Below are 18568 nucleotides of genomic sequence, written 5' to 3' on the forward strand. Positions count from 1 at the left end.
TAGAAATAACTCCATTCAAGAGATGAAGAGAAAAGCACTTCTATTTTTCGATGGATCGATGCTCCTTTCCGATATCCGGCCTTCCTCCAGGGAAAGAGTTTATTAAGTTAATCTGCAACATTTAAATCAAATCAGGCGTTTTCAAGGCCGGAAAGCGCGGAGTTCAGGTTTCGTATGAAGGTTCCGGATATTAAAAGTCTCACAGCCGGGTTATCACCGAAGCCAGGCAAAGACGAGGCGACAACGCCCCCGCAGGATAAAAAAAATACTTTCTCGCTCACGAGGAAAAAGAGTGAAAAACATTATCCAGAATACGACCCGGCAATCCATCCGCCCCTCGTAGAGGCAGAGGTCCCGCCGGAGTACGAAGAAGTGGAGCGGTACTGGGTCGAGACCGGCCGGTCGCTTATCATCATCGTAAGGAACACCCGCACGAATCAGCTCGAGTATCTTCTCTTCGAACCCGCGCTGTCAGAATTCGAGTACGAACTCCTGGAGAGGATCCACGAAGACCTCAGGTCTGCCCTGATCCTCACGGACGAGGAGATCAAAAAGGAACGAAAGGAGCTTCTTACGGAGAAGATGTACATGCTCCTCCGGGAATACGGCATCTCGCTTTCGGAGCCCTCACAGTTCAAGCTGCAGTATTTCCTTATACGAAATTTCCTTGGGTGGGGGAGGCTCGACCCCCTGATGAAAGACCGTTGGCTTGAGGATATCTCCTGCGACGGGAACATGATCCCCCTCTTCCTCTACCACCGTAAATACCGCAACATCAAGACGAACATCATGTTCGAGGAAGAGGTCCTCAATTCCCTCGCTATTACCCTCGCCCAGCGCTCGGGAAAGCATATCTCCACCGGCAACCCCATGCTCGATGCAACGCTGCCCGACGGGTCGAGGCTCCAGGTCACCCTGGGGACCGAGGTCACCACCAGGGGAACGTCGTTCACGATCCGGAAGTTCCGGGAAGACCCCTTTTCACCAGTCGAGCTGATCGAGAACGGGACGTTCTCCGCCGATGAACTGGTGTATTTCTGGATGGCTATCGAGAATAACAAGAGCCTCCTCTTTATCGGCGGCACCGCCTCGGGGAAGACTACCTCCTTAAACGCCGTCTCGCTTTTCATCCCCCCGATGGCCAAGGTGGTGAGCATCGAGGACACAAGGGAGATCACGCTCTACCACGAGAACTGGATCGCGAGCGTCACCCGGGAATCCGTGGCGGAAGGTTCAAACCTCATCGATATGTTCGACCTTCTCCGGTCCGCCATGAGGCAGCGGCCCGAGTATATCCTGGTCGGAGAGGTGCGGGGTCACGAGGCCCAGACCCTGTTCCAGGCGATGAACACCGGGCACACCACCTTCTCGACCATGCATGCCGGGAGCGTGGATGCCGCCATCCACCGTCTGGAGAGCGAGCCGCTCCGCGTCCCCCGCAACATGGTTACCGCACTCGATATCGTGAGCGTGCAGGCATTGGTGTATGTGGGGAACCAGAGAGTGCGGCGGGCACTCGAAGTAGTGGAGATCGCAGGAATCGATCCGGCCACAGGGAATCTCCGGGTCAATACGGTCTTTACCTGGGACCCGGTCAAGGACACGTTCTCGTTTAAGGGGCGGTCGGGGGTTTATTCCGATATTGCCGAACGGAGAGGATGGAGCAGGGAGGCTATGGAACAGGAGATCGAGGTCCGTAAGAAGATCCTCCTGGCCATGCAGGCACAGCGGATCATTGATTATATCAGCGTATCGCGGATCTTCCACACCTACTACATCGAACCCGAAAAGGTGCTCGGGTCAATGGACGACTTGAACAGGCTGTTGCAATGAACTTTTTCGGACTCGTACACCGGTGGATTGAACGGGATCCCCTTCGGTACCAGCAGCTGCTGGGAAACATAATATCCGCCCGGATCGGGATGACCCTGGAACGTTACCTCACCCTCTCGATCCAGGTCTCTCTCCTTTCAGGGGTCGGGTTTGCAATATTCGGCTGGTGGATGGCCGGGATACTCTTTTCCAGTTCGTACACCCAGGGATATACCGGGATCTACAATATCCTGCAGGTACCCTTTCCCAGCATCCAGCCGTCACCGGGGATGCTTCTCTGGTGGCAGATCGCCGGGGCATTGTTCGCCTTCCTTCTGGGGTTCTTCTTCGTGTATTATATCGCCTTGAAATACCCCGGCATGCAGAAGAGCAGCAGGGCAACCAAGATCAACCTGACCATCCACAATGCGGTGGCCTACATGTACGCCATGCGGAAGGGAGGCGCGGAACTGATGGTAATATTCCGTTCTCTCTCGGAAAGCGCATCGATTTACGGCGAAGTTGCGATGGAGTTCCGACAGGTGGTCAGGGACGCGGATTTCTTCGGGTACGATGTGATCTCAGCCCTCCGTCACCTGATGGAGACCACTCCCTCGGAGAAGATGAAGCAGTTCCTCGAGGACATGATCTCGGTAATCGAGAGCGGCGGGGATCTTGCCTCATTTCTGTCCAACCGGGTCCGGCTTTTCCAGGAAGAGGCGCGATTCGAACAGAAACAGTTCCTGAACTTCCTCTCCCTTGTGGCGGAGTCCTACGTGACGCTCTTCGTTGCCGGACCTCTGTTCCTGATCATCATCATGGTGGTGATGGGACTGGTGGGCGGACTTGCCGCACTCCAGATGACCATGGTCGTGTACATGCTGCTCCCGATCGGCTCCACGATATTCATCGTCCTCATCGATATCATCTCCATCAAGAGCGAAATCGTCCAGCGCTACACTTTTGTAAAATGGCTCCACGAATATTCGGACGTCCGGGTTTTCAAGAAAACGGGGGAAGAGATCTTCTTCGCCAAGCTCGTCCGGTACGATCAGTTAAGGAATGTCAGGAATTTTCTCCGCCATCCCCTGCAGTTTTTTACCCGTCATTACAATGCCACCCTTTTAATAACCGTCCCGATCGCAGTTGCGTATATCGCCGCCGTACTGGTAATTACTCCCCATTACACGAACGTCGAGACCTATATCGACGTGATCGATGATCATCTCATAATTATCCTGCTCATCGTGCTTGTCCCGTACTCTGTATTCTATGAGTTGTGGCGAAGGAATATCCAGGGAATGGAATCCCTGATCCCCGAGTTCCTGGAGCGGATGGCAGGTATAAACCAGGTCGGACTCACCATCGCCCAGGCGATCTCAATTATGGTAAATACCAACCTCGGGCTCCTTTCTTATGAGATAAGGAGAATCAAACGCGATATCGATTGGGGCGCGACGTTCTCTGATGCACTGCTCCGGTTCGAAGACAGGGTTCGGACACCCCTGATTGCCCGTACCGTGGTGTTAATCACAAAAGCAAGCAGGATGAGCGGTTCTATCGGGGATGTACTGGCTATCGCCGCGAGCGATGCCAAAATGACCGATACCCTGAAACGCGAGCGTCTCTCGGATATGTTCATCTATACCGCGATCATTTACCTCGCGTTCATCGTGTTCCTATTCGTGGTCGGAGTCATCTCAAGCCAGTTCATCCCCGTGCTCGGAACCATAAACACTTCCGGGGTCCCCACGGGGACCGGCCTTTCAGGTATCACTCCGATCGGTCTGCAATCCATAAAAAGACTGATGTACCACGCAGTGCTGGTGCAGGCCCTGTTCTCAGGCCTTATCGCGGGCCAGATGGGAGAGGGGTCGCTCAAATCCGGACTGAAGCATTCCTGTATTATGCTGATCATCACCCTGCTGGTCTTCAACTATATCATTTGAGGGATTCGGAGGACCCGGTGAACCTGATGACAAAAAATTCTGATATGGAGTTTCCGGGATGGCCTTCAGGTTCGGTGCTCCTGATAGAGGGCAGCGCCTCTTTCCTGGTCGTAGGCCTCGCAGGAGCAAGATTTCCTCTCTGCATCGAGACGATGGAGGAAGAGTACTGCGAGACCGTAGATGCCCATCATCTTATCGCGGTATCCGCTCCCGAAGGCGGAGACTATTCGCCTGCACTCATGCTGATGGAACTGGTGAGGAGCTACCGGTTTCCTCTGGTGGTACTCCCCCGGAACCATCCCGGATCCCGCAGGCTCCGGTACGTCGTCTCTGCCGGACCGGAGATACTGCTCTCCTGCGGGATCTCTCGCGGTACACATCCCGAACAGCACCTGCTCTGTTCTTCTCCCGAACTGGCGGGAATAACCCTCCTGGCGGACGAAAAAAAGGTTACTGTCCGGAATATCCCTTCCGGAATAACCGCGGGGGTGAGGGCCCTGCCACTCCATGACCGCGGAGGCGTCGAATGAAAATTCTCGCCCTTTCTCATCATTTGATCGGAATGCCGTAAACCCGATTATTAAAATTTCTTCAGAAATTCGTTATTTCCCTTATCGGAGGCGTTTTCTGGATAAATTATAGAACAACAGGTATAAGAACAATTCCTGTCAAATATTTGAATGCCGTGAGAGGAGGGTTGGATGAAGACTGAGGTATTGCAACAGATCAAGAAGTCAGAAGAAGAGTACCAATCGCTGGTCAACACGGCACGTGACGAGCGAAAGACCCGTATCGCTCAGGCAGAACTTGAAGCTGACAATCTGATTGCCAAGGCATCAAGTGATGCAGAGGCCTATAAAAAGACCAGGCTGGCCGATGCACGCCAGCAGGCAGAGAAAAAACACGAAGAAATCATTTCTGAGGGAAAAGTCCAGGCAGAGGCCCTCACTGAAAAAGGCAAAAAGAACCTTGACAGAGCTGTAGAACTTCTGGTATCCCGCTTCAAGGAGCAGCTCCATGTTGGCTCCTAGGAAAATGAGCAGGCTGCTGATTGCGGCCCAGAAAGACCAGATGGAACCGGTTATCGCCGAATTGTTCCGGCGTGGCGTATTCCATATCGAGGATTTTGTCGATCAGGGAAAAGAGGGTTTCGAAGGCTTTAAAATTGGAATGCCACTCCCTGGTGCAGGAGAACAATCAAGTGCACTGATCAAGATCCGGGGGATCGAGAACACGTTTATGATCGATCCGGAAGTTTTTGACCCTAAAGCAAAGGTTGGAACTTCACGTATGAAGGATCTTATTGAGAAAGAGCTTCCCGTGGTCGAGCAGATGGTGGAAGATCTGGTCGGAGAACGCTCGAAACTCGAGGCACAGAAGAAGGGCCTTGAGGATAACATCGAGGAACTTCGGCCTTTCACGGCAGTCCCCATCGATCTTGACCTGCTCCAGGGATACAGGACACAGACGGTATTTGCCGGTTTCGTGGCCCGTAACATAGAAATTCCAGTACCTCATGAACGCTACTACCAGCCCTCCAAAGAGGGCAATCTCATCGTGATCGTAGCTCCCAACGAGCAACGCGATACGATCGAGAGAATCCTGCTCGACGCCGAATTCCGCCCCATTCCCATCCCGAAGGAACAGGGTGCCGCAGCACCGCGGATAGATGAGTATAGGGCCGGGGTCGGGGACGTCGAGCGACAGATGAAGACGGTCGATGCGAAGATCGAAGAAGTCAAACTGAAGCATTCTGAATTTCTCCTGGCATGTGACGAATTTCTTTCGGCACAAGTCGAGCAGAATGAGGCTCCCCTGAGGTTCGCCACCACTGATCTGGCGTTCGTTGCCGAAGGGTGGGTACCTTCGGCGGAGGTAAAGGATATCTCTGATTCTCTCACCGGGGTGACTGGCGGGAAGGTCTTCGTGACCGAGCTTCCAATTGACATCGAGGAGCGTACTCCTCCCGTGGAATATCACAATCCAAATTTTGCGAAACCCACGCAGATGCTGATGGATATCTATTCCAGGCCCAGATATACTGAACTTGATCCGACTCTCCTGGTGGCGATAGTATTTCCCATCTTTTTCGGTTTCATTCTCGGTGACCTTGGCTATGGGATAATCCTTCTGGCATTGGCCCTGGGGCTCCGGAAGTTCTTCAAAGGAGAAGAGGGAATCATGCTCCTGAAGGTGCTCCGGAACGCCGCGATATCGACTATCATATTCGGAGCGCTGTATTCTGAGTTCTTCGGATTTGAACTTCCGTGGCATCCCATTTTGCCAAGCAGGCATTTGAACATAGGCGGTGAAGGCGAAGGGCCGGGCGCGGCTATACCCGAACTGCTCATTATCACGATCTGGATAGGGATATTGCATATCACTGTCGGCCGGGTTCTCGGAATTATCAATCATGCCCGGCAGGATCACGGCTCGCACCGGATAAAGGCAATTCTAGCCAATTTAGGCTGGTTGCTCGTGATGTGGGGACTGTTATCCGCTATCTGGTCGATTTTCCCAATCCCCTATATGCCGGACTTCACCTCGGCCCCAACGGTTGGATTCGGACTAAACCTTGCCACCGTGATCGGCGGGGTGATGCTTGTCCTGGGAATTGTGTTCATCGCAATGGAAAACACCCTCGAGATCGTGGAAATCCCGACTATCGTGAGCCACGTGCTCTCATACGCCCGTCTGATGGCGGTGGGACTATCCTCGGTGGCGATTGCCCTTGTGGTCAATTTCATCGCCATCGGAATGATCATTGAACCCCAGCTGGAAAATCTGACCCCTGTAGGGGTAGTTATTGTAATCTTCGGAATCCTGGTACTCGTGATCGGGCAGGTGCTTAACCTTCTGCTCGGAATTATCGGGGGAGGACTCCATTCAATCAGGTTACATTATGTCGAATTCTTCACCAAATTCTACAAAGGTGGAGGAGAGAAGTACAACCCATTTGGAATGAAAAGAAAATTTACGGAGGATTAAACAATGGCAGACGCAGTTATGACCCTTGAAATGGTTGAAGCATCGCAGGTAGGACTCAAAGCACTCGGTGCAGGACTTGCAGTCGGGCTGACAGGCATCGGCGCAGGTGTCGCCGAAATGGGAATCGGTTCCGCGGCAGTTGGTGCAACCGCAGAGAACAAGGATCTCTTCGGTCTTGTCCTCCTGCTGACTGTTATTCCGGAAACCATCGTCATCTTCGGTCTTGTGGTTGCATTGCTCCTGCTCTTCTGAAAGGGGCCGACTATGGGATTGGAATCGGTCGTAAACGAGATCAGGGATAAAGGCCAGAAAGAGGCTGCGGCGATCAGGAAAGAGACTGCAGATGAAGTCGAAAAAATCCTGAAATCTGCACAAAATCGCGCCGAAAAGATCAAGATCGCCGCGAATGAAGAGGTGGACAAGCAGGTAACCCACATCCAGGGCCAGGAAGTATCCGCCGCGAATCTGGTAGTGAAACGGGACCTGCTCAATGCCCAGAAATCGCTTCTGGACCAGGTCTATAAATCCACACTCACCTCTGTTTCGGGCCTCCCTGAAAGTTTCCATAAGGAAACGATGGTAAAACTCCTGAAAAAAGCCAAGACGGAAATTCCGCAAGGTATTGTCCATTCCAACCAGCGTGATCTTAATGCATTAAAGGATATCTTGTCCAAGGATCCCGAATTCAGGACCTATACGCCTGGAGATCCGGTGAATATAGAAGGTGGGATCGTTCTGGAAAGCATGGATGGCGAGTTGCAGATAGATTACAGCTACCGGAATTTCCTGGACATCGTATGGGAAGCAAGATTAAAAGACGCAGCAGACATCCTGTTTCGGTAGGAGGTGAAAAATGGTAACGGCGAGGGGAGGAGGCCCGGCTCCTTACATCTATGTATGCACCCGTATGCGGGTGAGAAAGTCCAAACTCCTGCCCCGGGAAGAGTACCTACGGATGCTCAACATGAGTCTGCCCGAGATTGCTCGTATCATCGAAGAGACCGAGTACAAAAAAGAGATCGATGAGCTGGCCACATCGTTTAAAGGGGTTGACCTGATCGAGATCGGCATCTCCTGGAACATGGCCAAGGAATTCCAGAAGATCATCGAGATCGCACCCGGGAACCTGAAAGATTTCACCAGGCTGTACCTCCGCCGGTGGGATATCCAGAACATTCTCACCATCCTCCGGGGCAAGTCCCAGGGATCCAGACCCGGTAAGATAAAGGAGGTTTTGATCCCTGCAGGAGAGCTCGATCGGGTATTCCTCGACCGTCTTCTTTCCGAGGAATCGATAGAGCGGATAGTCGAATTGCTGAAGGGTAGAAGGATTTACCCGGTGATTGCCCGCGAACTTCCGGCAGCGCTCGAATCCGGTGTGTTTTCCCACATGGAAAATGAACTCTACAAACAGTTCTACGGGGATCTCCTCTCCGAAACCGGCGCTGGTCTCCGGGGCGGTATCCAGTTCAAAAAATTCCTTGAACTCGATATCGATCTGATAAATATCAGGAACATGTTCAGACTCAGGGCTGACAGTATGCAGGAAGACGCCAGGGATCTGTTCATCCCGGGAGCCACGTTCACGGAGGATGAATTCCAGCGAATGATCAGTATGGAGTCCCAGAGCGAGTTCATCGACTCGATGAAGATGAAGATCCGTTCACCGGGACTGCTTCAGATCCTGGAATCCCTGAGGGAAAAAGGATCTCTCCGCGAGATAGAGATCGACCTGATCCGGGTGCAGATTGAGCAGATGGAAAAACTGGCGAAGATCTATCCATTCTCCATTCATCCTATCCTGGCGTATCTCGAGCGGAAGAAATACGAGGTCTTCAACCTGCGGGCAATTGCCCGCGGGAAGGCGGCGGAGCTTCCCGGCGAGGAGCTGAAGCAATACCTGGTGATCTGAAATGGAGATTGCAGTGATTGGTGAAAGTTCATTCGTCCTCGGTTTCAGACTCGCAGGGATCCAGAAGACCTATGTGGCGGAATCGGATGAAAAACTGGCAGAAGAGGTGAACCGGGTCCTGGCGGACAGCGAGGTGGGCATCCTGGTCCTGAAAGGCAGCGACATGGACCGGATCCCGCGACGGTTAAGGACCATCCTCGAAGATTCGGTAAAACCCACCGTGATCGCCATTGGCGGAGACGAAGGTGGGGAATCGCTCCGGGAGCGAATAAAAAGATCAGTGGGTGTTGATCTGTGGAAGTGAAAGCAAGTACAGCAACCAAAAGTGAGAAAGGTGTCCTGAAAAGGATTGCCGGCCCGGTGGTGACCGCGGTTAACCTTGACGCACATATGTACGATGTGGTCAAGGTAGGGAACGAGGAGCTGATGGGCGAGGTGATCAAGGTCCAGGGTGACAATATCATCATCCAGGTCTACGAGGATACCTCGGGGATACGGCCGGGAGAACCCGTGGAAAACACCGGCCTCTCCCTGGCCGTGGAGCTCGGCCCGGGCCTTCTCACCAGTATTTACGACGGGATTCAGAGACCGCTCTCGGTACTCGTGCAAAAGATGGGCGATTTCATCGAGAGAGGAGTATCTGCACCCGGTCTGGATCATGCAAAGAAGTGGGAATTCAAACCTCTCGTCAAGGACGGGGACAGTGTAGGACCGGGAAGCATCATCGGCGAGGTGCAGGAGACCAATATCGTGCACCGGATCATGATACCGCCCAACATGAAGGGCGGGGTCGTGAAGAGCATCAGGAGCGGTTCGTTCACGGTGGAAGAGGTGGTCTGCACCCTGGATGACGGATCTGCGATCACCATGATGCAGAAGTGGCCGGTACGGGTACCCCGTCCGGTTCAGGAGAAACTCAACCCGACGGTTCCCCTTATCACAGGGCAGCGCATTCTCGACGGGCTGTTTCCCATCGCCAAAGGTGGTACCGCTGCCATTCCCGGTCCTTTCGGGAGCGGGAAGACGGTCACCCAGCAGCAGCTCGCCAAATGGAGTGACGCGGAGATCGTGGTGTATATCGGGTGCGGCGAACGCGGGAACGAGATGACCGAAGTGCTCACCGAGTTCCCCGAACTCGAGGACCCGAAGACCGGAAAACCCCTGATGGAGAGGACCGTGCTCATCGCCAACACCAGCAATATGCCGGTGGCGGCACGTGAAGCGTCGGTGTATACCGGTATTACCATCGCCGAATACTTCCGTGACATGGGCTACGACGTCTCGCTGATGGCAGATTCCACCTCCCGGTGGGCGGAGGCGATGCGTGAGATCTCCTCCCGTCTCGAGGAAATGCCCGGTGAGGAAGGGTACCCCGCCTATCTTGCGGCACGCCTCTCCGAGTTCTACGAGCGTGCCGGAAGAGCGATTACCAAGAACGGGGGCATGGGTTCTGTCTCGGTTATCGGGGCGGTCTCCCCACCTGGCGGAGATTTCAGCGAACCGGTTACTCAGAACACCCTTCGTATCGTAAAGGTATTCTGGGCACTTGATGCCAAGCTCTCGCAGCGGCGACATTTCCCGGCGATCAACTGGCTGAACTCTTACTCCCTGTACCTTGACAGCCTGCACGACTGGTATGACAAAGAGGTTTCTCCCGAATGGAACCCAATTCGTTCATGGGCCATGGAAATCCTCCAGAAAGAGGCCGAGCTCCAGGAGATCGTCCAGCTGGTAGGATCCGATGCCCTGCCCGAGGCCGAACAGGTGACCATCGAGGTCGCCAGGATGATCAGGGAGATCTTCCTCCAGCAGAACGCGTACGACCCGGTCGACACGTTCTGCGACATGGGCAAGCAGTATGACATGATGAAGGCAATCAGGCATTTTGCAGATCTGGCATATGCGGCACAGGCTGCGGGGGTCACTCCCACGCAGATTCTGGGAGTCAAGTCTAAGAACGAACTCCCCCAGATCAAGTTCATCAAGGACTACAAGCCGGCTCTGGAGAAGATCGAGAAGGACATGGAGAACGAATTCAACACACTGAGGTCGGCAGCATGAAGGAATATCGGACGATAACCCAAATTGCCGGACCTCTGGTCTTTGTTGAAAAGACCGAACCGGTAGGATACGGTGAGCTGGTCAACATCGTCCTCTTCGACGGGTCCATCAAGCGGGGCCAGGTCCTTGATACCAGCGACGAGCTGGTGGTGGTCCAGGTCTTTGAGACCACCGCGGGGATCGGAAGGGACAGCGGGGTCAGGTTTACCGGTGAAACGATCAAGATGCCGGTAGGAAAAGAGATGCTTGGGCGCATCCTCTCCGGCGGAGGAAAACCGATCGACGGCGGTCCCGATATCGTACCGGAAAAACGGCTCGATATCACCGGTGCCGCTATCAATCCCTACGCCCGGGGTTCCCCTTCGGACTTCATCCAGACGGGTATCTCCACCATCGACGGGACAAATACGCTCGTCCGTGGCCAGAAACTGCCTATCTTCAGTGGGGCGGGGTTGCCCCACAACAACGTGGCACTTCAGATCGCCCGCCAGTCCAAAGTTCCCGGCTCTGTCGAGGAGTTTGCGGTGGTGTTCGCCGCGATGGGTATCACTAAGGAAGAAGCGAACCACTTCATGCAGGACTTCGAGCGGACCGGTGCGCTTGAACGGGCAGTGGTCTTCCTCAACCTGGCCGACGACCCGGCGGTGGAACGTATCATCACCCCGCGTCTCGCGCTTACGACCGCGGAATACCTGGCATTCGAACTTGGTATGCACGTGCTGGTCATCCTTACCGATATGACCAACTATTGCGAAGCGCTGCGACAGATCGGCGCGGCGAGAGAAGAAGTGCCGGGGAGGCGTGGCTATCCGGGATACATGTACACCGACCTCGCCAGCATCTACGAGCGTGCAGGGATCATCAAGGGCAAGAAGGGTTCCGTGACCCAGATCCCGATCCTGACCATGCCCGGTGACGATATCACCCACCCCATCCCGGACCTAACCGGGTATATCACCGAAGGCCAGATCGTGGTCAACCGTGACCTTCACAGGAAGGGCATCTACCCGCCGATCAACGTGCTCCCCTCGCTCTCCCGTCTGATGAACCTGGGTATCGGGAAGGATCACACCAGGGAAGACCACAAAAAGGTCTCCGATCAGCTCTACGCTGCATATGCAGAGGGGAACGATCTCAGGGGCCTCGTCGCCATCGTCGGAAAGGACGCTCTTTCGGAGCGCGACCGGATGTTCCTGGAATTCGCGGATCTCTTCGAGCACCGGTTTGTCAAGCAGGGATACGACGAGGACCGCACAATCCAGGATACCCTGGATCTCGGCTGGGAACTCCTGTCAACGCTGCCGGTGGAACAGCTGGTGCGTATCGACCGCGACCTGATCAACAAGTACCACCCCAAGTTCAAAGCAACTGCTGCGGTGAAGGAGTAATTATTCATGGCCCTTCGAGATGTCAAGCCCACGCGTTCGGAACTGATCGGTCTTAAAAAGCGGATAGCCCTCTCGGAGAGAGGATACAAGATCCTCAAGATGAAGCGTGACGGACTCATCCTCGAATTTTTTAAGATACTCGAGCAGGCCAAGAACAGCCGGGGTGCGCTCCAGGAGCGGCATGCCAGGGCGATGCGGATGCTTGCCCTGGCAAACACCGTGGAAGGTTCGATCGGAGTTAAGTCGGCCGCATTCTCAGTGAAGGAGGTCCCCCAGATCTCGCTCACGAGCAAGAACATCATGGGGGTCGTCGTACCCGAGATCGAGTCCTCGAAAGTGAAAAAGGGCCTTGTCGATAGGGGTTACGGGCTCCTGGGGACCACTTCGGTCATAGACGAGACCGCCGGGTCGTTCGAGGAGCTGGTCGAGGCAATCATCGAGAGCGCCGAGATCGAGACCACCATGAAAAAACTCCTCGACGATATCGAGTCCACGAAAAGGCGGGTGAACGCACTCGAGTTCAAGGTCATCCCCGAGCTCACCGAGGCGAGGGACTTCATCAAGATGCGCCTCGACGAGATGGAACGCGAAGAACTGTTCCGCCTGAAAAAGATTAAAGCGAGGAACGAGTAAAGGGGAACATACCGGTAAAGAGGGATTTGTGTGCCGATAGGTACGATTAACGAAGCGGGAGTCGAAGGAAAGACGGTTCTCCTCCGTCTCGACCTCAACTCCCCCATTGATCCCACTTCCAGTACTATTCTTGACGATAAGCGGTTCCGCGAACACGTTCCCACGGTCCAGGCCCTCGCTCAAAGCAGGGTAGTAATCCTCACTCACCAGAGCAGGCCCGGAAAAAAGGATTTTACCACGCTCGAGGCCCACGCGGAGAAACTTGCCCAGCTGATAAGTCGACCGGTGAAGTACGTGGATGATATCTTCGGTCAGTGCGCCAGGGAATCGGTCCGTGCACTGAAACCCGGAGAGGTGCTCATGCTGGAAAATATCAGGTTCAACGCGGAGGAGAACCTGACGTTAAAACCGGAAGAAGCGGCAAAGACTCATCTGGTAAAGAAGATCTCGGCGATGGGGGATATTTTCGTGAACGACGCGTTTGGTACCGCGCACCGTTCGCAGCCGACGATGGTAGGCCTTCCCATGGTCATGCGTTCAGTCGCAGGACTGCTTATGGAGAAGGAAGTCTTTACCCTCAGCCGGGTTTTGCAGGCAGCACCGAGACCTGTTACCTTTGTGCTCGGGGGTACCAAGGTAGACGATTCGATCGAGGTTGCGAAACACGTCCTCAACGACGGGATTGCCGACAGGGTCATCGCGATCGGGGTCGTCGCGAATGTATTCCTCCTGGCGATGGGCTACGACATCGGAAAACCTTCGACCCAGCTCATCTCTCAGCTGAAGTATGAACCCGAGGTCGTAAAAGCGAGAGAACTCCTGAAAATGTTCGAGGACCGGATTCTGGTCCCGGACTGGGTCGCGGTCAGGGAAGAGGGGAAACGCGTGGAATACCCCGTAAGCGCCATTCCCGGGGAAATGCCCGTCCTCGACGTAGGAATGGACTCGATCGCTGCCTTTTCGGCCGAGCTGAAGAATTCCGGAACGGTCGTGTTCAACGGCCCGGCAGGAGTATTCGAGGAGAAAGATTTTGCAACCGGGACCTACGAGCTCCTGAAGTCTGCATCCAGGGTAGAATTTTCGGTGGTGGGAGGAGGCCACACCGCGGTCGTAATCGAGAAGATGGGGATCGAGAAGGATTTCACTCACATCTCGACCGGGGGTGGCGCGTGCATCGAATTTCTCACCGGAAAAAAACTCCCTGCCGTCGAGGCGCTTGAACGTTCCAGGGAAATATTCGGCTGATTTTAAACCACATTTTTATTTTTAAGGCCGCTTTTTGGCCTCTTCCGGCGCCCGACCGGCCCGGATATGACTCCGTACCAGGACAGTATTCTCTCCGTTCTTCATTATTCTGAACCGGGAAACCTCTCCCCGGAAGGGGAGATGAAAAAGACGCCTGTCTGGTGCCGCAGTGGAATCATCATCCGTCCGAAGGATATGCTCAATTCTAAGAGGTATCGCCAGGGTCTGCCCATTGGTCAGGGTAGGCCCCCCAGGAATGTCACCGGAAAATGAGGTAACCAGTAAGGAATACTGTTCGAAAAGACTCTCCTGACCTCACAGGGATTAAGAACGCCCCTTGTTATGCCCTTCCATTCATGATGAGACGTCAGATCAGAACTTATTTCAGCCGGTGCAGTCGATCTCCTACTATGGCCTACCTCCGGTGGAAACTCCTCGCGGTCCTGGCGCTGGTGATCGGAGCGTGTTCTTTTGCGGGTTGCCTTTCTCTCGGGATCGGGGACGTTTCCTATTCCGATGGCGGGATCAACGTCCAGTTCAACAATGAGGGAAATTCCACCATCCGCATTCTGAAAATAACCGTATACCGGGTGGACAATTTCACGCAGCATGAAGTCCTCCAGCGATCGGAACTGATCTCGCTAAAGCCCGGGGAGAGCGCTCTTTTCATTCCCATGCCCCTTGAAAACGGAAGCTATAAATTTTACATGTCCCTTTCGACCGGGGATGAACGACGATATGTGGTGATCCGCGATGTCGAAGTCGGATGATATGCCCACGCTTATGCGTGCAGCCCGCGGAGAACTTCCTTCTGATGTGATCTTTCGGAATGCCCTTCTTTTCAACCCCTACGCACTCTCATGGGATCAGGTAGATTTCGCGGTGAAACATGGCATCGTAGTCGGAATTGGTGACTACAAAGGTATAAGGGAGGTGGATCTCAGGGGAAGACGGGTAATTCCCGGGATGATCGATGCACATGTTCACATAGAAAGCTCCCTGCTCTCACCCGGTGAATTCGCACGTCTCGCGGTGAGCCATGGAACCACGACTGTCGTGGCGGACCCGCATGAGATCGCAAACGTCTGTGGTCTCGCGGGGATCGAGTACATGGTATCCGAGCGCGAAGGGCTTCCCATCGATATATTCTTCATGCTCCCTTCGTGTGTGCCCGCCAGCCCGTTTGATGAAGGCGGCGCAGTACTTTCGGCATCCGACCTCGGGGTGTTCAGGGGAAGGTCCGGAATTCCAGGACTGGCCGAGATGATGAATGTCCCGGGAGTGCTCTCCATGGACCAGGGAGTATGGGAGAAGATCAGGATTTGTTCCCGTATAGATGGGCATGCTCCGCTCCTGTCGGGGAAAGATCTCAACGCCTACATCCTCGCCGGGATCCAGAGCGATCACGAATGCCTCTCCCTCGGGGAAGCAACGGAGAAACTTAAAAAAGGGATGTACATCTTTCTCCGGGAGGGTTCGACCGAGAAAAACCTCCGGGACCTCTATCCGGTGGTAACGCCCGCCACCTCTTTCCGGTGTGCTTTTGCAACCGACGACCGGCACGTGGACATGCTGGTAGAAATGGGACAGATAGACGATTGCGTGAGAAAAGCGGTGAGTTACGGCATGGAGCCCGAACTCGCCCTCAGGATGGCCACGCTCTCTCCCTGCCTGCGGTTCGGGTTTGAAGACCGGGGCGTCATTGCACCCGGGAAGATCGCAGATTTCTGTATCCTCGGGGAAGGAGAGGTGTTCGAGGTGGCAGGGACGTTCAAGCAGGGCCGTGAGGTGATCATGGAACCGTTCGTCCGGAGATCGTGTGTCAGCCATTCCATAAGGACCGCTCCGCCCACGGCCGATATGCTCAAGATCGAAGGTTCCGGGGATGCACAGGTCATATCGATTATCCCGGGACAGATTCTCACCGAAAAACTGGTCATGAACCTCGATTCGGGGGATATCCCCGACCTGGAGAGGGATATCCTTAAAGTTGTGGTCTGCAACCGGTATCATGACCATATCTGCGGCATTGGCCTCGTTCACGGCCTGGGCCTGCAACAGGGGGCCCTCGCCAGCAGTGTTGCCCACGATGCCCATAATATCGTGGCCGCGGGAACATCCGACCGCGATATCATCAGGGCCGTCGGGAGGGTGATAGACTCGTGCGGGGGGCTGGTGGCGGTCAGCGGGAATAAGGAAACGGTTCTCCCGCTGGAATGCGCCGGGCTTATGTCACTCTCCCCCTACCAGGAGGTATACTCCGGATTAAAAGCGCTGAACCAGCACGCGACCAATATGGGTGCAATCGCAGATCCCTTCATGTACCTCTCCTTCCTTTCGCTCTCGGTAATCCCCCACCTCCGTATATCAGATCGTGGCCTGGTGGACGTCGACCGGTTTGCCAGGACCACGCTGTTTATCCCGACAGAAAAGTAGGCAGGTATTTCGAAATCATCCCGGATTCGAGCCCTGATCGAATCCGCCCCCTTTTTTTCGCTCCCCTTCCCGTTTCTCCGTGATGTTTTTTGAGAACTGCAGGTTCACCCGAAAGATCCGGTCCGGGAAGAACTATCCCAATTGGTATGAGTGGACGGGACTTGTTTAACAGGGATGAAATGAAACGCCCCCGACGGGTCTTATCCGGAGTATAGCATTCCACCTGCCGAATCCGGAACACAGGGGCTCAATTCGGAATCAGGTCACGTTATTTCAGAAAATAGCCTCGTCATCCGGCAGGAATAGTGGAGAACAATAAGGGTGTACCGGGAACAATCCCGTCATCGTCCGCAGCGGAGCCTTCCATGATGCCACCTTGAATGAATATCCGCATGCAGGGACTATTATCGCCGTCGGGACCGGTGCACCATAGGTTGTGTTTTGTTTTTACATATATAAATTAGTAGGCTGGTTTTAGTAAAATGCGACGTGGATAGCTGAGTGATCCGTAAAATATCACCAATACATCACTGAAAAATTCAGGGCTCAATTTATGTTTTTTTCGAGATATTACGCTCGAAATGAAGAAAAAACCCCTGCTTTCCCCGATGCCGTAACCAGTAGCCCAATTCATTCCGATATCCGGGAGCGCCGCATTTATGGGTGAAAATTACCTGCATCTTTCCAGGGGTGCCGCAGATATTATACCCGGGGAAAATAAGATAAATGCGAATCAGATAATTATTATATCTGTCAGGAGAAATAAAATTCAATTAAGTATACCTTACCCCGGAGCATCTCATGATTACCGTTTTATTTGTGGATGACGAACCCGCTCTGCTTGAGATAACCAGGCTGTTCCTGGAGCGTTCCGGGGAAATGAAGGTTGAAACGGCGAGATCTGCACTGGAGGCGCTGGAAAAAATAAAAACCAGGACCTACGATGCCATCGTCTCGGACTTCGAGATGCCCTTGATGGACGGCATCGTATTCTTAAAAATTCTCCGGGCAGAAGGGGATCAGACTCCTTTTATCATCTTTACCGGAAAAGGGAGGGAGCACGTGGCGATGGATGCGCTGAACAACCGTGCCGATTTTTATCTCCAGAAGGGAGAAGACCCGCGTTCGCAGTTCGCAGAACTTGACAGGATGATCCGGCAGGCAATTCAGAGAAAGGTCGCGGAGGAATCGTTACGCGGATCGGATCGCCTTATGGTGGAGATCATAGGGAATCTCCCGGATGCCACGTTTGCAATCGACAGGGATGGCAGAGTTATCTCATGGAACAGGGAGATGGAGATCCTTACTGGGGTCAAGGCCGCCGATATGCTGGGGAAGACCAACCATGAGTATTCGGCGCTGTTTTACGGGAAACCAAGGCCGATGCTTATCGACCTCATCCTAAGACCGGAAGAAGATCTCTCACGATTCTCTTACACCAACATACGGAACGAGGGTAATTCTCTCGTAGCGGAGACCTCGGAAGCACGGAAAATGGGCAAAGCGGCCACACTCTGGATCAGGGCGACCAGGATAAACAATCCAAAGGGAGAACTGATCGGGGCGATCGAGTCGATCCGTGATATCACCGAGATTCGCACCCTTGAACGGGACCGGGCAATCAAAGAAGAAAAGGAACTGGAGATCGGAGTCTTCGACAGGATCTTCGGGAAATCGGCAAATGCCTGGTTCAAAAAAGGCCTGGACCTCTATTATAAACAGGGAAAATTCATGGACGCAATCCAGTGCTTCGACCGCGTCATAGAGATGGAGCCTGGACATGTACAGGCGTGGCAGGACAAGGGGATCTGTCTTAAGGAACTGGGGCGGTACGAAGAGGCAATACAGTGTTTCGACCGGGTGATCACGCTCTCACCCTCCAATCCTGATATCTATTATTTCAAGGGTGAATGTCTGGAAAAGATAGGAAAGAGTACCGGTGACTTCGAATATTTCGAAAAAGCCCTGAAATGTTTCGACCAGGTTCTCACCATGGACAATAAAAATATCAATGCATGGAATTACCGGGGCGTCTGCCTGAAGGAACTTCGAAGGATGGAAGAAGCGCGCAAATCTTTTGATCATGCCCAGATGATCCTCCGCCAGAGCCTTCAAAAAAATTATGAATAGAACATCTTCGTTTA

General features: G+C 53.8%; 16 protein-coding genes. All 16 read left to right on the forward strand.

Annotated elements, in window-relative coordinates; genetic code table 11:
* Window positions 1-174: 174 nt before the first annotated feature.
* The gene (locus J2741_RS02655) at window positions 175-1833 is read left to right on the forward strand and encodes a type II/IV secretion system ATPase subunit (protein ID WP_209673499.1); all 1659 of its coding nucleotides are present in this window, start codon (window positions 175-177) and stop codon (window positions 1831-1833) included.
* Complete coding sequence (locus J2741_RS02660; RefSeq protein ID WP_209673500.1) at window positions 1830-3761, forward strand: type II secretion system F family protein; 1932 nt, start codon at window positions 1830-1832, stop codon at window positions 3759-3761. The genes J2741_RS02655 and J2741_RS02660 overlap by 4 nt, the downstream gene beginning before the upstream one ends.
* A gap of 26 nt (window positions 3762-3787) precedes the next feature.
* Window positions 3788-4291: an alpha/beta hydrolase gene (locus J2741_RS02665; RefSeq protein ID WP_245249358.1), complete on the forward strand. Its 504-nt coding sequence runs from the start codon at window positions 3788-3790 to the stop codon at window positions 4289-4291.
* Between the two features lie 171 nt (window positions 4292-4462).
* Window positions 4463-4792, forward strand: coding sequence for an ATP synthase archaeal subunit H (ahaH, locus tag J2741_RS02670; protein WP_209673501.1), 330 nt, complete (start codon window positions 4463-4465; stop codon window positions 4790-4792).
* A 4-nt stretch (window positions 4793-4796) separates the two neighbouring features.
* Window positions 4797-6749, forward strand: a complete 1953-nt coding sequence (locus J2741_RS02675; RefSeq protein ID WP_245249360.1) for a V-type ATP synthase subunit I — start codon at window positions 4797-4799, stop codon at window positions 6747-6749.
* Window positions 6750-6752: 3 nt separating this feature from the next.
* Complete coding sequence (locus tag J2741_RS02680) at window positions 6753-7001, forward strand: ATPase (RefSeq protein ID WP_209673503.1); 249 nt, start codon at window positions 6753-6755, stop codon at window positions 6999-7001.
* Between the two features lie 12 nt (window positions 7002-7013).
* Window positions 7014-7592, forward strand: a complete 579-nt coding sequence (locus J2741_RS02685) for a V-type ATP synthase subunit E family protein (protein ID WP_209673504.1) — start codon at window positions 7014-7016, stop codon at window positions 7590-7592.
* 10 nt (window positions 7593-7602) lie between these two features.
* Entirely contained in the window at window positions 7603-8661 is a 1059-nt protein-coding gene (locus tag J2741_RS02690; protein WP_209673505.1) for a V-type ATP synthase subunit C, read from the forward strand.
* Window position 8662: 1 nt separating this feature from the next.
* The gene (locus J2741_RS02695) at window positions 8663-8965 is read left to right on the forward strand and encodes a V-type ATP synthase subunit F (RefSeq protein ID WP_209673506.1); all 303 of its coding nucleotides are present in this window, start codon (window positions 8663-8665) and stop codon (window positions 8963-8965) included.
* Window positions 8956-10722, forward strand: coding sequence for an ATP synthase subunit A (locus J2741_RS02700; RefSeq protein WP_209673507.1), 1767 nt, complete (start codon window positions 8956-8958; stop codon window positions 10720-10722). Before J2741_RS02695 ends, J2741_RS02700 begins: the two co-directional genes overlap by 10 nt.
* Entirely contained in the window at window positions 10719-12110 is a 1392-nt protein-coding gene (locus J2741_RS02705; RefSeq protein ID WP_209673508.1) for a V-type ATP synthase subunit B, read from the forward strand. Before J2741_RS02700 ends, J2741_RS02705 begins: the two co-directional genes overlap by 4 nt.
* A gap of 6 nt (window positions 12111-12116) precedes the next feature.
* Entirely contained in the window at window positions 12117-12743 is a 627-nt protein-coding gene (locus J2741_RS02710; protein ID WP_209673509.1) for a V-type ATP synthase subunit D, read from the forward strand.
* Window positions 12744-12773: 30 nt separating this feature from the next.
* Window positions 12774-13988, forward strand: a complete 1215-nt coding sequence (locus J2741_RS02715) for a phosphoglycerate kinase (RefSeq protein ID WP_209673510.1) — start codon at window positions 12774-12776, stop codon at window positions 13986-13988.
* A 410-nt stretch (window positions 13989-14398) separates the two neighbouring features.
* On the forward strand, window positions 14399-14758 hold the full coding sequence (locus J2741_RS02720; RefSeq protein ID WP_209673511.1) for a hypothetical protein: 360 nt from the start codon (window positions 14399-14401) through the stop codon (window positions 14756-14758).
* On the forward strand, window positions 14742-16424 hold the full coding sequence (gene ade / locus J2741_RS02725) for an adenine deaminase (RefSeq protein WP_245249362.1): 1683 nt from the start codon (window positions 14742-14744) through the stop codon (window positions 16422-16424). Before J2741_RS02720 ends, ade begins: the two co-directional genes overlap by 17 nt.
* Window positions 16425-17225: 801 nt before the next feature.
* Entirely contained in the window at window positions 17226-18554 is a 1329-nt protein-coding gene (locus J2741_RS02730; protein ID WP_209673512.1) for a response regulator, read from the forward strand.
* The last annotated feature ends 14 nt before the right edge of the window (window positions 18555-18568 follow it).

It is taken from the genome of Methanolinea mesophila, from assembly GCF_017873855.1.
Classification (GTDB): Archaea; Halobacteriota; Methanomicrobia; order Methanomicrobiales; family Methanospirillaceae; genus Methanolinea_B; species Methanolinea_B mesophila.

Bases quoted from the DNA above. Each gene is read 5' to 3' on its own strand.
- J2741_RS02675 (WP_245249360.1), top strand. From the start codon at position 4,797: ATGAGCAGGCTGCTGATTGCGGCCCAGAAAGACCAGATGGAACCGGTT.
- J2741_RS02710 (WP_209673509.1), top strand. From the start codon at position 12,117: ATGGCCCTTCGAGATGTCAAGCCCACGCGTTCGGAACTGATCGGTCTT.
- J2741_RS02730 (WP_209673512.1), top strand. From the start codon at position 17,226: ATGATTACCGTTTTATTTGTGGATGACGAACCCGCTCTGCTTGAGATA.
- J2741_RS02660 (WP_209673500.1), top strand. From the start codon at position 1,830: ATGAACTTTTTCGGACTCGTACACCGGTGGATTGAACGGGATCCCCTT.
- J2741_RS02705 (WP_209673508.1), top strand. From the start codon at position 10,719: ATGAAGGAATATCGGACGATAACCCAAATTGCCGGACCTCTGGTCTTT.
- J2741_RS02665 (WP_245249358.1), top strand. From the start codon at position 3,788: ATGACAAAAAATTCTGATATGGAGTTTCCGGGATGGCCTTCAGGTTCG.
- ahaH (WP_209673501.1), top strand. From the start codon at position 4,463: ATGAAGACTGAGGTATTGCAACAGATCAAGAAGTCAGAAGAAGAGTAC.
- J2741_RS02720 (WP_209673511.1), top strand. From the start codon at position 14,399: ATGGCCTACCTCCGGTGGAAACTCCTCGCGGTCCTGGCGCTGGTGATC.
- ade (WP_245249362.1), top strand. From the start codon at position 14,742: ATGTCGAAGTCGGATGATATGCCCACGCTTATGCGTGCAGCCCGCGGA.
- J2741_RS02685 (WP_209673504.1), top strand. From the start codon at position 7,014: ATGGGATTGGAATCGGTCGTAAACGAGATCAGGGATAAAGGCCAGAAA.
- J2741_RS02695 (WP_209673506.1), top strand. From the start codon at position 8,663: ATGGAGATTGCAGTGATTGGTGAAAGTTCATTCGTCCTCGGTTTCAGA.
- J2741_RS02690 (WP_209673505.1), top strand. From the start codon at position 7,603: ATGGTAACGGCGAGGGGAGGAGGCCCGGCTCCTTACATCTATGTATGC.
- J2741_RS02655 (WP_209673499.1), top strand. From the start codon at position 175: ATGAAGGTTCCGGATATTAAAAGTCTCACAGCCGGGTTATCACCGAAG.
- J2741_RS02680 (WP_209673503.1), top strand. From the start codon at position 6,753: ATGGCAGACGCAGTTATGACCCTTGAAATGGTTGAAGCATCGCAGGTA.